The sequence below is a fragment of the Pseudomonas sp. SJZ074 genome (genome assembly GCF_007828215.1).
In the GTDB taxonomy this organism is placed as follows: Bacteria; Pseudomonadota; Gammaproteobacteria; order Pseudomonadales; family Pseudomonadaceae; genus Aquipseudomonas.
In genome coordinates this window covers 257,806-273,581 of sequence record NZ_VIUE01000002.1, presented here as the reverse complement: position 1 = coordinate 273,581, position 15,776 = coordinate 257,806, and the positions used below count along the sequence as shown (strand labels likewise).

The following is a 15,776-nucleotide window of genomic DNA, read 5'->3' as shown; positions in this document are numbered from 1 at the left end:
ATCCCCTCGCCACAAGAGTGTTAGCGACTCCTAACCATTGCACCATCGACCTCTTCCACCACCCCCTCAAAAGCCCTGCGCAACGCATCCTCGATGAACTGCCACGCCTCATCCGCGGACGCATCCGGTCCCAGGTGAGTGAACATATGATCGCAGCCTGGGAAGACTCTCTCGTTCACCGCAACGCCGGCCTGACGGAGTTTTTCTCCATAGGCCTGGCCTTCGGCGCGCAGGATATCGTACTCGGCAGTGATCAACGTGGCGGCAGGCAGGCCCCGCAGTGCCTCGACCGGCGCCAGCAATGGCGAAACCAGAGGGTCGCGGGCCTGGGCCGGATCGCTCAGGTAACAGCTGTTGAAGAAATGCATCAGGCCGGGACGAAGTAACGGTTTGTCGAGGCTCGAAAGCTTCAGCTCAGGAGCCTGGGACAGGTCCAACGCCGCATAGTCGATCACTTGATGCACCACCCTTAACCGCTTATGTCCTCGCGCCAGACTAGCCAACCCCGCGGCCAGATTGCCGCCGGCGCTATGCCCGCCGACAGCGATGCGCTGCGGATCGATACCCAGCGCCGCGCCCTGCCCGGCCAGCCACTCCAGCACCTCGAAACTCTGGCGCAAACCCGCCGGAAAGGGATGCTCGGGCGCCAGGACATAATCCAGGTTGACCACCAGGCAACCCAGGTTATGGGCCAGGCGTCGGCAATAGCTGTCGTCGTGTTCCGGCACCCCGGCGACGAATCCTCCGCCATGCAGGTTCAGATACACCGGCAGTGGTTCGCCGGATGCCACATCGGGCCAGTAGAACAACGCCCGCGCCGCCCCCCAGGTCGTCGGGATGTACTGTTCGTTCACCGAGCGCAACGGATAACGTGCGGCGTCGTAGATAAACTTGGCTTTCATGCGCTTGGCAAGGGCACGCAGCAGCTTGGCCTTGAGCGTTTGCAACAGGTTCATGATAAGGCTCCCAGATGGCTCAGTTGGCCGTCAGCAAGTGGTCGAGCAGACCATGGATCATCGGGCCGTAAGGCGCGCGCATCGCCAGGTTGGACTCACCGATAGCGCTCTGCACCACCACCGCCTTGGCGTGACTGAAGGTACGGAAACCATAGACACCATGATAGGCACCCATGCCGGAGTGACCGACCCCGCCAAAGGGCAGTGCCTCGAACAGCACATGGCTCATTACGTCGTTGATCACCACGCCGCCTGACGTCGTGCGCTCCAGCACCTGTTCGCGCTCATGCGCATCCTCGCCGAAATAATAGGCCGCCAACGGCCGGGGCTGCCCGTTGACGTAGTCGATGGCCGTGGCGAAGTCGCGATAGGTCTTGATCGGTAGCAACGGACCGAAGATTTCCTCGCGCAGTACCTGCATCTGCTCAGCGGCATCGAGCACCAGGGTCGGAGCAATTTTGCGGATCTCGCGGTCGCTCAGGTCCTCTTGTGCGGGGTTGATTTCCACCAGTCGCGCGCCCTTGGCCTCGGCATCGACGAGGTAACCCCGCAGACGATCGAAGTTGCGCGGGTTGATGATCGACGTGTAGTCAGCGTTGCTGCGCAGGGTCGGATATATGGCGCTGACGAAACGAATGGCCTCGTCGACAAAGTCTTCCAGCAACTCTTCCGGCAGCAATACATAGTCCGGGGCCAGGCAGATCTGCCCGGCGTTGAAGGTCTTCACCGTCAGGACCCGCTGCACCACGGTAGCCAGGTCGGCGCTACGGGAAACCAGCACTGGAGACTTGCCTCCTAGCTCCAACGTCACTGGCACCAGGTTGTCCGAGGCAGCACGCATGATGTGCCGGGCCACCGACGTGCCACCGGTAAAGATCAAGTGGTCGAAGGGTTGCGCACTGAACAACGCCCCGACTTCGGCATCGCCCAATACCGTACAGAGTTCGCGCTCGTCGAAATAGCGGGCAATCAGCTCATCCAGCAGCGCCGAAGTCCGCGGGGTCAGTTCCGAAGGCTTGAGTATGGCCCGGTTGCCCGCAGCGAGAATGCTCGCCAGCGGCCCGAAGGCCAGCACGATGGGAAAATTCCACGGGCTGATCACCCCCACGACACCCAACGGCTGATAGTCGACCCGCGCTTCGCAACCGGGGAATGGAGCCGGATGCGTCTCTGACCGCATCCACTCGGCCAGGTGTTCGCGACAATGCTTGAGGCTCGCCACCGAACCGGCGATATCCGACAGCAGGGTCTGTTCGCGGCTGCGGTTGCCGAAGTCCGCAGACACCGCCGCGACGATGGCTTCACGGTTGTCTAGCAACAGGGCAATCGCCCGATCCAGACGGTCACGGCGCAACTCCAGGCTTGCGGGCCCTTCGTCCAGGTGCGCCTGCTTCATACGTGCGAGCGTGGTAGCGAGTTGTTCGGCGGGGGCCGCTGTAGCGTGGTGAGCGAGAATACTCATGGCGTGGGTACCTGCTGGTGGAATTGTTATTAGCCAGTACTAATACCGGGCAAGCAGGCACCTCTGCCGACTCGCAGGGTGGAGTATGACAAAAAACGAAACAAAGGAAACCCGTAGGTTTCCTTATTTTTCGCAGGCGGATGAATGACCACTTAAGCCAGCAAATACTGGATCACAACATCCAAGGACGGATTGTGTCGCGCAAGTGAACAACCGGACCGTGTCGTCATCTGAAAACCTGGGGCCTCGGTTGAAAGTCACGACATCTGAAAAATTGATTACATTTAATAACTTATCTCTGCGCTGCCCTCGCCTACCAGAGCGCCATCGTGTAACTGACAATCAACCGGTTTTCATCCAGGTCATTGCCAAAGTTCGAGCGCACCGAGGCGTTGCGCCATTTCAACCCGAGCCCTTTCAGCGTGCCGTCCTGCACCACATAGGCAATGTCGGTATTGCGCTCCCACTCCTTGCCCTCCCCCGGCGCCGTGCGCTGCACGTTGTCACCGGAAATGTAGCGGGTCATGAACGTCAACCCGGGGACACCAAGGGCGGCAAAGTTGTAGTCATAGCGGGCTTGCCAGGAGCGCTCGTCGATGTTGGCGAAGTCGCCGATCTGGACGAAGTTGACCAGGTACGGGTCGCTGCGGCTGATGTAAGGGAAAGGATCGTCGCCACTCATGCGCTGGTAACCCAGCCCCACGGCATGCCCCCCCAGACTATACGTAAACAGTGCACCAAAGGCCTGGTTGTCAATGTTGCGGAAGTTGCCGTCCTCGGTGCTGCGCGAATAGCGCACGTCGCTCTTGAGCGATTGACCGGCTCCCAGGTCCAGGGTATGGACAAATCCGAGGTAGTTTTGCTGATAGATGTCCTGCAGTTTCCCGTAACGGTACTGTGCCGTGAGGTTCGGCAGGAACTGGTAGTCCGCTCCGGCGAACTGGAACTTGTCGCTGGTGCCGCCGATGCGGTTGGCGGTCATGTCCTGATAATCGGTGGAATCGACCACGTTGATCTGAGTGAACTGCCCACCGGTCAGCTTCAATCGATCGATTTCCTGTACATTCAGCAGTCCGCCCTTGAACGTCGCCGGCAACAGCCGCGTATCGTTGGAACTCACTACCGGGTCCTTGATCTGCAATGTTCCCGCCTTGAGGGTGCTGTTGGACACGCGCACCTTGGCGGTCAGGCCCAGTTCGCCGTAGCGGTCTTGCGAGCCTCCGGACAAGTCCGCTGGCAACAGGTTGGTGCCCGCCGTACCGCCACCGGAATCCAGCTTGAAACCGGCCATGCCCAAGACATCCATGCCGAAACCGACAGTGCCGGCGGTATAGCCCGACTCCATTCGCAGCAAAAAGCCCTGAGCCCATTCCTCGGCCTTGTCCCGCGAACCCTGCTGGCGGAAGTCGCGGTTGAAGTAGAAGTTGCGTGCCTCCAGGCTGCCTTTGCTGTCGGCGATGAAATCCGCCCGGGCAGCAGGCAATCCGATCAGGCTCAAGCCAAGCACCGTGCCGATTGGGGCGTATATCCGTGGGAAGGATCTGAAGTGTTGCATGCGTGCTCCTTTTATCGGCGCGAGCGAACCCTCTCGGGGGGCTTTGCGGGCGCCTCGTTATTCTTGTGTGAAGACGTTGTCGTTGGGACTCCGCGCAGTGAGCTGCGTCGTCGGGGTGGATTCTTCGCGCCACGCTTTGAAAGGGTCAAACGGGAAAAAAGGCAGATCGGACATAAAAAAAATTGATGCATCCAATGGCCCGACCTGGAGTAACAATTGCAATCATAAGAACGACAAGCGCCAAGAGAACCGTCATGAACCTCAAGTTCCTCGAAACCTTCGTCTGGGTGGCCCGCCTGCAAAGCTTCAGCCTGACCGCCGAAAAGATGTTCAGCACCCAGGCCGCGATTTCCGCTCGGATCGCATCGCTGGAGGACGAGTTGGGTCTGCGCCTGTTCGTGCGTGATTCCCGGGGGGTATCGCTGACGCCCGAAGGCTTCAAGGTGCTCAACTACGCCGAGCAGATGCTCGAAGTCCAGCGTGCGCTGAAACAGTCGCTGGACACCGGCAACGAACAGCAAGGCCTGGTGCGCATCGGCGTGATGGATACGGTGATCCACACGTGGCTGAGCCCGTTGATGTCGATGCTGATGCAGGCGTTTCCGGCGGTGGAAATCGAAATCACCGCCGACGCTGCACGCAATCTATGCGACCAGTTGCAGAAGGGTTACCTGGACATCGCCTTCCAGACCGACCTGGTCCGCCACGAAAGTGTGCGCAACCTCGAACTGGGGCACTACCCCATGCATTGGATCGCCGCCAGTCATTCGATCTATGCCCGGCCTTATGCTTCGCTGGCCGAGATGGCGAGTGAACGCATCATCACGTTCGTCAAGCAGTCACGCCCCCATCAGGATGTACTCAACCTGCTGTATGCCCAGGGGGTCAACGCGCCACGGGTCAGTTGCGTCAACTCGGTGTCGGCCATGACGCGGTTGATTCGCGACGGTTTCGGCATCGGCGCCCTGCCCGCAGCGTTGGTGGCCAAGCCCCTGGCGAGCGGTGATCTGATCCAGTTGGAACCGGGAACTTCTCTGCCTCAGTTGAACGTCGTCGCGTCCTGGCGCGCGGGCGTGGGGCTGGAACTGATCGAGAGCATCGTCCAGATGAGCCGCCAGGTGGTTGGACAATATGCCCTGGATGTGGGTCCGCAACGCATGGTGGCGGCTCCAGGCCTGAACGGTCCGCTCTCGCTTGAATAACTTTTATTTGTCACGGGGTACCAACATTCCTTGTTGGACGTCATCGCCTGGGTTTTCTAAAAAGGACCGACAACCACAAGGAGAAACCCTGATGTCCCTTCCCGCCCTGTCGTTTGAACAACTGCAACAGTACGCCCCCCTCGCCCTGCGCCAGAGCATTGCGGCCGGCCAGTATCAGGGGCACACCAGCGGCCTGGGCAAGGGACGGGTACAAGCCAATATCGTGATCCTGCCCGGCGATTGGGCCAACGAGTTCCTGCGCTACTGCACCCTCAATCGCCAGGCCTGCCCGATATTGGACGTGACCGAACCCGGGGATCCGTACTTGCGCAACCTGGGCAACGCCATCGATATCCGCCACGAAGTGCCCCGCTATCGGGTCTTTCGCGACGGCGAGTTGAGCGAAGAGCCGCTGGACATCGAGCATCTGTGGCAGGACGACATGGTGGCCTTCGCCCTGGGCTGTTCGTTCTCTTTCGAACAACCGCTGCTGGAAGCCGGCATTCGGCTGCGGCACATTGATCTGGGCCGCAACATCGCCATGTTCCGGACCAACATCGACACTCGCCCCACCGCCCGTCTCTCCGGCAAGATGGTGGTGACCATGCGGCCGATGAAAGCCGCCGCCGCGATCCAGGCGATCCAGATCACCGGCCGCATGCCCAATGTCCATGGCGCCCCGGTACACATCGGCGACCCGTCGCTGATCGGCATTCAATCCCTGGACACACCGGACTACGGCGACGCCGTGCCGATCGAAGCGGACGAGATCCCGGTGTTCTGGGCCTGTGGCGTGACCCCGCAATCGGTGGTCCAGGCCTCGCGTCCGCCGCTGTGCATCACCCACGCGCCGGGCTGCATGCTGGTGACGGATTTGTGGAATAGTGCTTTGTAGGCCCCACACAACTTGTGGGAGCGGGCTTGCTCGCGAAAGCGGTGTGTCAGGCAGCCTATATGGCGACCATGCCGCCGCTTTCGCGAGCAAGCCCGCTCCCACAGGGTTTTGCATCGCCCTTCTCAACCCGACATGGCCCCCCGATGAGCACAGCCCAACGATCGATCCAACAGTACATCAACGCCAAGGACGGTAACCGCCCTCATCTGCTGGACCAGGCTTTCACGGCCGATGCCACCCTGGACATGATCGTGCGCACCGGTTCGATCTCTTTTCCGAGGCATGTGGAAGGCCGGGAGGCCATCGGCGGTGTCCTGGTCAGGCGCTTTGGCCAGACCTTCGAAAACGTCTATACGTTCTGCCTGGGCGTCCCGCCTTCCGAGAATGCCAAGACATTCCAATGCAAATGGCTGGTGGCGATGTCGGACAAGCACAGCGGCGAGGTCCGGGTCGGTTGTGGGGTATATGACTGGCAGTTCGAGCCTGCATCGCATCGGGCTGAACGATTGACGATCACCATCGAGCACATGGCTACGTTGCCGGCAGCCGACCTGGCGTCGGTCATGGCGTGGGTCTCGGCGCTGGACTATCCATGGTGTGATGTCCGCGCGGTTATGGACAACGTGCCGGATGCAGCCGGGCTTCAAGCGGTGCTCCAGTATGTGGCGGCCGAAACGCTGTAAACGACTCATTGCAACCTCAGCTCCAAGGAGCCGCCGACGTGAATATCAAGTTTCTGGAAACCTTCGTCTGGGTCGCTCGCCTGAAGAGCTTCCGGCTCACGGCAGAGAAACTCTTCACCACCCAGGCGTCCATTTCCAGTCGGATCGCAGCCCTGGAAGACGAAATGGGCGTGCGATTGTTCGTGCGTGACTCCAAAGGTGTGTCGTTGACTTCCGAAGGACAACGGGTGCTGGAATATGCCGAGCGCATCATGGACACCATGCAGAGCATGAAGGCCGTGATCAAGGATCCGCGCCAGGTCCGCGGCCGGATCCGCATCGGCGCCATGGATACGGTCATCCATACCTGGCTCAGCCCGTTGGTCACGCGCCTGATGGAATGTTATCCGGCGCTGGAAATAGAACTGTCGGCCGACACGGCGAGCAATCTGTGTTCCCAACTGGAGAAAGGCTACCAGGACATCATTTTCCAGACCGATATCCTGCGTCTGGACAGCGTGCGCAACACTCTCCTGACCCGCTATCCAATGCATTGGGTGGTGCGCACCGGCTCTGTCTACGACCGCCGATACGCTTCGCTGGAGGATCTGTCCCAGGAACGCATCGTGACGTTCTCGCGCAACTCGCGGCCCCACCAGGACATCCTCAACCTCTTGCACTCGGCGAACATCGTGTCACCGCGCATCAACTGCGTGAACTCAGCCTCGGCCATCACCCGCCTGGTTCGCGATGGCTTCGGCATCGGCGCCATGCCGGCGGCGCTGGTACAGGGCGAACTGGCTCAAGGCACATTGACCCTGGTGACCGGCATACCGCTGCCCTCGGTGATGGACATCGTTGCCAGCTGGCGCACTGGCGCAGGCATGGAGCGGGTCGAGGACATCGTGAGCCTGACCCGCGAGGTGGTGGCCGAATTCGTGACGCAATTGCCTGCCGCATATCGCTTGGATGCAAGTTGAGTTTCAATTTCAACGGCGCAGCCCCTCCATGACGGCAGCCAATTGCCCTACGGCTTCGGATGCTTCCAGAAAATCAGGACGATCATCGCTGTTGTTATAGCTCCCTGCCCGGTCGATGTACTGGACCACCAGGCCGTCGCGTCTGGGAAGAAAGAGGAAGTCTTCAGCCCTGATTGCATACTTGACGTCTGGCTGCTGGATGAGCCTGGCCGTTTGTCCGCGTATGGCGACCATGTCCGTATCGTTGAACAAGGCCCTTGCGCCATACCCCGTAGCGTTGATGATGGCTTTCTCGGGCAGGCTCAACAGCTCATCCACGCGTTCAAAATTGCGTATATGAATCTTTCCTCCCGCCGTCAGGAAGTCGGACAACAACAGGCGCGCATAGCTATTGATATTGAACAAAAGATTTTGCCAGCGCCGAACGTAAGGGTACGAAAAAGGGTGCTCATCTGGCGAAAGGTCTACCTGTATCGGCTGATAGCGGCGATTGGAATTATTGAATTTGGCAAAGTCCGGCTCCTCGCGGGAGGGTGTTGAGTCAAACGGCGAATTGGAGAGCTTATAGCCGTGATACCACTCCACCGGATCGCCGGGAAGCCCCAACAGTCCTTGGTACATGCCGTAAGAAAAATCGGCCATTTCAATCCAGCGACTACCCCATTGGGAAGCATATTGTGCGGCGCAGAACTGGGAGTCCGGCGACCAATGCCCCGTCGCTCCCATGGATGAAACCTGAGGCGGAATCTCCTTTGCATAAAGCGCCACCGACAACCCGGCACGCTGAGCAAGGATGGCTGAGGTGAGCCCCATCGGACCACAGCCGATGACGGCCACGTGGCTGATCGTTTCGGCCGTTTTCTGCAGAAGTTGCAGAGCGAGCTTGCTCGCCCCCCAGGATAGCGACCAACCGCTACCGCCATGCCCATAGTTGTGCACTAAAAGCTTATTGCCCAACCGCTGTGTTTCAATCCGTGGCCCGCTCAAGCGAAACGGTCTGAGGCAAGCATAAATTTCGGTAATCCGGTCTACGCGAGCATCTACCGGAACACAGGAAACACCCGCTCGACCGGTAACACGATTGCTCATGGACTCATCCTGTCGGGCCGCTACGCCGATCACCTGAGGGGTGGTTGATGTCAGGGCCAACGTGGCACCTGCTCCTTGAATGAAAGAACGTCTTTTCATGGTTTTGGATATCTCTGATCGTGCGTTCCAGAGTCACGTTGTCAGCGCGCTCTTTCCGAGGCTGTCAGCGAGTCTGTTCAACAAGAAGACACAGAAGAAATGAGCAACTTCCGAAGTGTGCGTGAGAAGTTTCTCTAAAAATCAGAAACAGCCGATTTCACTCGGTGCCATAACCAGGCGAAGCTGGGTCAGGTCTATTTTCCGCTGAAACGCTGAGGAGCTCCGGGCTGTCAGTGAACTGCAACATTCCCGACTTATTCTGAGACGAGCGCACTGCGGCGAACTGCTGGTTGTGCATGTCCGCGCTCGGAAGGGGCCAGGGAGTTCCATGAAAATCAGCGTATTCGGAAGTGGCTATGTAGGGTTGGTGCAAGCCGCTGTCTTGGCGGAGGTGGGCCACGACGTGGTGTGCATGGACGTCGACGAGCGCAAGGTCGACCATCTGCGCCAGGGACAGGTGAGCATCTTCGAACCCGGGTTAGCGGCGCTGGTGCGCGAAGGGCTGGACGCCGGGCGCCTGCATTTCACTTGCGATGAACAGCTCGCGGTTCAGCACGGCCAGGTACTGTTCATCGCCGTGGGCACGCCATCGCGGGACGATGGTGCAGCGGATTTGTGCCAGGTCCTGGCGGTGGGTGAAGCCGTCGCCCGTCACCGCGAACAACCGCTCATTCTTGTGGAGAAATCCACTGTGCCGGTGGGCACCGGTGACGTGCTGCGGGCCCACATCGATAAATGCCTGATCAAGGCCGGCCGCCTGTTGCAGTTCGATATCGTGTCCAACCCCGAGTTTCTCAAGGAGGGCTCGGCGGTCGCCGATTGCCGCCGGCCGGATCGCATCGTGATCGGTTGCGAGCGCGATGAAGTGCGCGAAACCATGCGCGACCTGTATGCCCCCTTCAACCGTAATCACGACCGGGTCTTGTTCATGGACCTGCGCAGTGCCGAGCTGACCAAGTACGCGGCCAACGCCATGCTGGCCACGAAAATCAGCTTCATCAACCAGATCGCGGAACTGGCCGAGCACCTCGGGGCCGATATTGAAAACGTGCGCCTGGGCATCGGTGCCGATTCACGCATCGGCTACCACTTCATCTACCCAGGCTGCGGCTACGGCGGCTCGTGCTTTCCCAAGGACATGCGCGCCCTGATCCATAGCGCCAGGCAGGCCCATTGCGCCAGTGATCTGCTGCAAGCGGTGGAAGCCATCAACGCAAGGCAGAAACACAAGCTGTTCGAGCGGATCAAGGCGTTCTACAACGGCGATCTGCGCGGCAAAACCTTTGCGCTGTGGGGGCTGGCCTTCAAGCCCAATACCGACGATATGCGCGACGCACCGAGCCGCGTGCTCCTGGAGTCGCTGTGGGCCGCCGGTGCCTCTGTACGGGCGTACGATCCGGAGGCGATGCATCAGACTCAGCAGCTCTACCCCAACGAGTCGAAACTCATGCTGATGGGCACCCCGGAATCGGTCTTGCCAGGGGCGGACGCGCTGATCATCTGCACCGAGTGGCAGCCTTTCAAGGCGCCGGACTTCGCGCTGATCCGGCAACGGCTCAAGGCCCCCGTGGTCTTCGATGGTCGCAACCTGTACGACCCGGAGCGCATGGCCGACAAGGGCTTTACCTACTTCCCGATGGGGCGCGGGCGGTCATGCGAGTTGCCCATCGCACCGCAAGCCCGCCACCCGATCCCGCGAAGCGCTTGAGCACACTCTTACTTCAAAATAAATGATCTCAAACAGCATTAATATGAATTTGTAAGCGGGGATGACGAACGTCACACTGTGCAGCGTTCCTTCCCCAATTGTTGGAACACTTAAAGGGCTTTCAGGGATTCTCCCGTAAGCCCCTTTTTTTGTTCGCTTTTCGGATTTTTGCTCGATGCTTTCTCGCTGGTTCCCCGCTGCTATCAATACCCGTCCCACCGAATGGAGCCGCGCCGCCATCGGCATGGCCCTGGGGGTCATGTTCAGTGTCTGGCTCTGCGGCCAGGTGTATGGCCTCGAAGTGGCGCAACACCTGATCGGCCCTCTCGGGGCTTCTGCGGTGCTGCTGTTCGCGGTGTCTTCGGGCGCCCTTGCCCAGCCCTGGTCGATTTTCGGCGGTTACCTGTGTGCCTCGGTCGTGGGCCTGCTGGTGGCCCACGTGCTGGGGCGCACGTTGGGCAGCGCCTGCCTGGCAGGCGGCATGGCACTGGTATTGATGTGCTGGCTGCGCTGTATTCATCCCCCGGCTGGTGCCCTGGCGGCGACCTTGGTGCTGGCGGATTCGTCCATTGCCGCCCTGGACTGGCAGGCACTCGGCGCGGCCATGCTGGCAGGTTCCGCACTGCTGGTCAGTGCGCTGGCCTACAACAACCTGACCCGGGTGCGCTATCCGAAGCGAGCCAGCGAACCGGTGGCGGTCATCCCCGCCGACCATCCTCCCGTCGACCGTCAGGCCATTACCGCCGAGGACTTGAAGCTGGCTCTTGCGGAAATGGAAGCATTCTTCGACGTAACCCCTGAAGATCTCGAACAATTGATCCATGCCAGCGAGCGAAATGCCAAGCGCCGCAGCATCACGGAGGTGCTGTCGGGTCGCGACTGAACCTGTGGCTGCTATAAATATGCAGACAGGACCTGCACGTATACCGGTTGTGCGAGGCAATTTTGCACTGTTACGATCCCGACCGGATACGCGCGACACAATTGACAAAAAACAATAAAAGCAGGGAGTTAGCGATGACTGCTCAGGTTTCATCCCAAGCCACAGGGAGCGTCGAAGTCGTGGCCTGTGAGGTGTTGGTCGAGGTTCGCAACCACATCGGCCATTTGACCCTGAACCGCCCCGCCGGCCTCAATGCCCTGACCCTGGGCATGGTGCGCAGCTTGCAGCAACAACTCGATGCCTGGCTTGCCGATCCTCAGATCCACGCGGTGGTGTTGCGCGGCGCCGGCGACAAGGCGTTCTGCGCCGGTGGCGATATCCGTTCGCTATACGACAGCCACAAACAGGGCGACACGCTGCACGAAGACTTTTTCGTCGAGGAGTATGCCCTCGACCTGACGATCCACCATTACCGCAAACCGATTCTCGCCCTGATGGATGGCTTCGTCCTGGGTGGCGGCATGGGCCTGGCCCAAGGCGCAGACCTGCGGGTGGTGACCGAACGCAGCCGCCTGGGCATGCCCGAGGTCGGCATCGGTTATTTCCCGGACGTCGGCGGCAGTTATTTCCTGCCGCGTATCCCTGGCGAACTGGGCATCTACCTGGGGGTCAGCGGCGTCCAGATAAAGGCCGCCGACGCGTTGTACTGCGGGCTGGCCGACTGGTACCTGGAAAGCCGCAAACTCACCCAACTCGACGAGCGTCTCGACCGCCTGGAATGGAGCGACATGCCGCTCAAGGACCTGCAGAGCCTGCTGGCGAAACTCGCCGTGCAGCAACTGCCGGCCCCACCGCTGGACGACCTGCGCCCGGCCATCGATCACTTCTTCGCCCTGCCCGATGTGCCGAGCATGGTCGAGCAACTGCGCCAGGTCACTGTCGCCAACAGCCATGAATGGGCGCTGCAAACCGCCGATCTGCTGGAAACCCGCTCGCCCCTGGCCATGGCGGTCACCCTGGAGATGCTGCGACGTGGCCGCCACCTGAGCCTGGAAGACTGTTTCGCCCTGGAGCTGCACCTGGACCGGCAATGGTTCGAGCGCGGCGACCTGATCGAAGGCGTGCGCGCCCTGCTGATCGACAAAGACAAGACGCCACGCTGGAACCCGCCGACCCTGGATGCGCTGGACGCGAACCAGGTGGCGAGTTTCTTCGTCGGCCTCGACGACCTCGGGAACTGAGCCCATGCATGACCTCGAATTGACCGAAGAACAAGTGATGATCCGCGACATGGCCCGGGACTTCGCCCGTGGCGAAATCGCGCCCCATGCCCAGGCGTGGGAAAAGGCCGGGTGGATCGACGATGGCCTGGTGGCGAAGATGGGTGAGCTGGGCCTGCTGGGCATGGTGGTACCCGAGGAGTGGGGCGGCACCTACGTCGACTACGTCGCCTACGCCCTGGCGGTGGAGGAAATTTCCGCGGGTGATGGCGCCACCGGGGCCCTGATGAGCATCCACAACTCGGTAGGCTGCGGGCCGGTCCTGAATTTCGGCACCGATGAACAGAAACAGACCTGGCTGGCCGACCTGGCGAGCGGACAGGCCATTGGCTGCTTCTGCCTGACCGAACCCCAGGCCGGCTCCGAGGCGCACAACCTGCGCACCCGCGCCGAACTGCGGGACGGCCACTGGGTCATCAATGGCGCCAAGCAGTTCGTCAGCAATGGCAAACGGGCGAAGCTGGCGATCGTGTTCGCAATGACAGACCCGGATCTGGGCAAAAAAGGCATCTCGGCCTTCCTGGTGCCCACCGATACACCGGGCTTCATCGTCGATCGCACCGAACACAAGATGGGCATCCGCGCTTCGGACACCTGTGCCGTCACCCTGAACAACTGCAGCGTGCCCGAGGCCAACCTGCTGGGTGCCCGTGGCAAAGGCCTGGCGATCGCCCTCTCCAACCTGGAAGGCGGACGCATCGGCATCGCCGCTCAGGCCCTCGGCATCGCCCGGGCAGCTTTCGAGGCTGCCCTGGCCTATTCCCGGGATCGGGTGCAGTTCGACAAACCGATCATCGAGCACCAGAGCATCGCCAACCTGCTGGCCGACATGCACACCCGCCTGAATGCCGCCCGCCTGCTCATCCTCCACGCCGCTCGCCTGCGCAGCGCCGGCAAACCCTGCCTCTCGGAAGCCTCCCAGGCGAAGCTGTTCGCCTCGGAAATGGCCGAAAAGGTCTGTTCCTCGGCGATGCAGATTCATGGCGGCTACGGCTACCTGGAAGACTATCCGGTGGAGCGCTACTACCGCGATGCGCGGATTACCCAGATCTATGAAGGGTCGAGCGAAATACAGCGGATGGTCATCGCCCGGGAATTGAAGAACTACCTGGTATAAAAGCATCGCGAGCAGGCTCGCTCCCACAGATCCCATGTGGGAGCGGGCTTGCTCGCGAAAGCGGTCTGTCTGTAACTGAAATGCTGAATGTGCCGCCCCCTTCGCGGGCAAGCCCGCTCCCACAGGATCAGGCGGCGGACACAAATGCTGCGTACCCTATGGGTCCCATGTAGCGGTATGTCTGTTGCTCCGGCGATCAATCGTAGAACGGTTCAACCAACGTCCGGCTGCCGACAAAAAAGCTATCCGCCACCAGCCGCAACGGTTGCAGATCCAGGTCGCAGGCCTTGTCGGTGATCAGCTGTTGGAAGTGCCGATACACCGCCGCGTATTCACCCTCCTCCGAAACCGCCTGGCGAACTCCATCGATGCTCAACAGGGCGCCGCCGTTGTCCAGGCGCAAGGTGCCTTCGGCGCAGCGGATCTCGATGCTCCAGAGTTCATCCTGACCGTGGTCGAAATCGAATTCCGCGCGGATATCGAGGTGGCGGGCGTCGGACATTTGGATGCTTGCGGCGATAGGCGACTGGCAATTATCGGGAACCCGCAGCTGCGCCGATTTGACAAACAGCGGCCGTGGCAACAGATGGGTCGCGATGGACAAGGCATTGATGCCGGGATCGAACACGCCGAGGCCGCCCGGTTGCCAGATCCACGCCTGGCCGGGATGCCATTTGCGCACATCCTCCTTCCAGTCGATCTGCACGCTTTGCAGAGTGCGGCTGGCCAACCAGTCCCTGGCCGCTTCGATGCCGGGCGCGTAGCGTGAGTGCCAGGCAAACAAGGCACTGACGCCCTGCTCTTCAGCCTGGCCGACCAACGCCATCGCTTCACCGAGGGTAGCGCACGGCGGTTTCTCCACCAGCACGTGTTTGCCAGCGGCCAAGGCTTGCTCCACCAGCGCGAATCGACCCTGCGGCGGCGTGCAGAACGCTATTGCATCAACCTGGGGACCGCTGGCAAGCAGCTCGCCCAGGGACTTGAAATTCTCTACCCCGGCACAGGGCTGCCCTTGCGTGGCGACCGCCACCAGTTGAAACGCGGGATTGGCGTGGATGGCATGAACATGTTGATCCTGGGCAATCTTGCCGTAGCCCACCAGACCGAGACGAATCGGTTGCATCAAAGACTCCTGATTTTTTTACTTGTAATCGGCCAGCAAACTAGACGTAAAACGCTTGGCAGACAATAGTGATGCGCATCACAGATCAAACGGGCGCCTGAGCCGTCGAAGGGCTTTTTTCTCAATAAACGCTTATAAAACGCTCAGGAATTCGCGGAAGAAAAGCTTTACCCCTACATGGACCCTCAGGAGCCGTAACAATGAGCACCACCGAACAAGTACAAGGTACTGGCAAATACAGCGCCAAATGGCAGGAGCGCTTTAATTTCTTTGATACCTATGGTGCGCCGAACGACCCGCGACACAAAGAAGCCTTCAAGGCCCTGCCAGGCTTCAAGAAAAAGATCCTGATCAATGCCAACGTCATTGCCTTCTTCTTCGGCCCGATCTACCTGTTCGTCCTGGGGCTCTGGAAGAAGAACCTGGCCATGATCGGCATCATGATCGGACTCAGTATCGCAGTGAGCGTGATTTTCGGACTGATGGGCATGGAATCCCCGAGGGCGCTGGATTCTGGCATGAGCGCCGCCTTCTCGGTGATGTACGCGATCATGACCAACTACGCGTACTACCTGAAAGAAGTCAAAGGCGAACAAAGCTGGAACCCGTTCGAAGGCATGCGCTTCTGACCGCAGCCTCCGGCCGTCCAAGAGCCCGCACCTCATCATGAGCATGCGGGCTTTTTGTTTCCGAGGCCGAAGAATCCCGGATGAGTCCATGCAGTCGTTCGTGCTGCGAATATGCGTGTCGAACTTCCCGGGCGAT

General features: G+C 60.3%; 14 protein-coding genes. 9 read left to right on the top strand and 5 right to left on the bottom strand.

Going from position 1 to position 15,776, the window contains the following annotated elements; translation table 11 throughout:
• Nucleotides 1-20 precede the first annotated feature (20 nt).
• The 3 genes from FBX99_RS03540 to FBX99_RS03530 all read right to left on the bottom strand — a co-directional run bounded on the left by FBX99_RS03540 (nt 21) and on the right by FBX99_RS03530 (nt 3,973).
• Entirely contained in the window at nt 21-956 is a 936-nt protein-coding gene (locus FBX99_RS03540; protein WP_144922245.1) for an alpha/beta hydrolase, read from the bottom strand.
• 19 nt (nt 957-975) lie between these two features.
• Entirely contained in the window at nt 976-2,418 is a 1,443-nt protein-coding gene (locus FBX99_RS03535; protein WP_145130633.1) for a coniferyl aldehyde dehydrogenase, read from the bottom strand.
• A gap of 313 nt (nt 2,419-2,731) precedes the next feature.
• Entirely contained in the window at nt 2,732-3,973 is a 1,242-nt protein-coding gene (locus tag FBX99_RS03530; protein WP_144922240.1) for an OprD family porin, read from the bottom strand.
• A gap of 254 nt (nt 3,974-4,227) precedes the next feature.
• Between FBX99_RS03530 and FBX99_RS03525 the strand changes: the two genes are divergently transcribed.
• From FBX99_RS03525 to FBX99_RS03510, 4 genes are all read left to right on the top strand, one after another.
• On the top strand, nt 4,228-5,175 hold the full coding sequence (locus FBX99_RS03525) for a LysR family transcriptional regulator (protein ID WP_144922236.1): 948 nt from the start codon (nt 4,228-4,230) through the stop codon (nt 5,173-5,175).
• A 91-nt stretch (nt 5,176-5,266) separates the two neighbouring features.
• Nucleotides 5,267-6,070, top strand: coding sequence for a putative hydro-lyase (locus tag FBX99_RS03520; protein ID WP_144922233.1), 804 nt, complete (start codon nt 5,267-5,269; stop codon nt 6,068-6,070).
• 143 nt (nt 6,071-6,213) lie between these two features.
• Nucleotides 6,214-6,753, top strand: a complete 540-nt coding sequence (locus tag FBX99_RS03515) for a hypothetical protein (RefSeq protein ID WP_144922230.1) — start codon at nt 6,214-6,216, stop codon at nt 6,751-6,753.
• Between the two features lie 38 nt (nt 6,754-6,791).
• Entirely contained in the window at nt 6,792-7,712 is a 921-nt protein-coding gene (locus FBX99_RS03510) for a LysR family transcriptional regulator (RefSeq protein ID WP_144922227.1), read from the top strand.
• 9 nt (nt 7,713-7,721) lie between these two features.
• Here FBX99_RS03510 and FBX99_RS03505 read toward each other — a convergent pair whose 3' ends face one another.
• Nucleotides 7,722-8,801 (bottom strand): FAD-dependent oxidoreductase, encoded by a 1,080-nt coding sequence (locus FBX99_RS03505; RefSeq protein ID WP_218570557.1) that lies wholly within the window; start codon nt 8,799-8,801, stop codon nt 7,722-7,724.
• 427 nt (nt 8,802-9,228) lie between these two features.
• On the opposite strand from FBX99_RS03505, the gene FBX99_RS03500 reads away from it, so the two are divergent.
• From FBX99_RS03500 to FBX99_RS03485, 4 genes are all read left to right on the top strand, one after another.
• A complete protein-coding gene (locus FBX99_RS03500) occupies nt 9,229-10,608 on the top strand; it encodes a UDP-glucose/GDP-mannose dehydrogenase family protein (protein ID WP_144922221.1) in 1,380 nt (459 codons plus the stop codon).
• Nucleotides 10,609-10,783: 175 nt separating this feature from the next.
• Nucleotides 10,784-11,491: an HPP family protein gene (locus FBX99_RS03495; protein ID WP_144922217.1), complete on the top strand. Its 708-nt coding sequence runs from the start codon at nt 10,784-10,786 to the stop codon at nt 11,489-11,491.
• A gap of 134 nt (nt 11,492-11,625) precedes the next feature.
• Nucleotides 11,626-12,732: an enoyl-CoA hydratase/isomerase family protein gene (locus FBX99_RS03490; protein ID WP_144922214.1), complete on the top strand. Its 1,107-nt coding sequence runs from the start codon at nt 11,626-11,628 to the stop codon at nt 12,730-12,732.
• Between the two features lie 4 nt (nt 12,733-12,736).
• Nucleotides 12,737-13,888 (top strand): acyl-CoA dehydrogenase family protein, encoded by a 1,152-nt coding sequence (locus tag FBX99_RS03485; RefSeq protein WP_144922211.1) that lies wholly within the window; start codon nt 12,737-12,739, stop codon nt 13,886-13,888.
• Nucleotides 13,889-14,084: 196 nt separating this feature from the next.
• Here FBX99_RS03485 and FBX99_RS03480 read toward each other — a convergent pair whose 3' ends face one another.
• Nucleotides 14,085-15,011 carry a Gfo/Idh/MocA family protein gene (locus tag FBX99_RS03480; RefSeq protein WP_145130631.1) on the bottom strand — a complete coding sequence of 309 codons (927 nt, stop codon included), beginning with the start codon at nt 15,009-15,011 and terminating at the stop codon, nt 14,085-14,087.
• 200 nt (nt 15,012-15,211) lie between these two features.
• On the opposite strand from FBX99_RS03480, the gene FBX99_RS03475 reads away from it, so the two are divergent.
• The gene (locus FBX99_RS03475) at nt 15,212-15,640 is read left to right on the top strand and encodes a DUF2628 domain-containing protein (RefSeq protein ID WP_144922204.1); all 429 of its coding nucleotides are present in this window, start codon (nt 15,212-15,214) and stop codon (nt 15,638-15,640) included.
• Nucleotides 15,641-15,776: the final 136 nt, after the last annotated feature.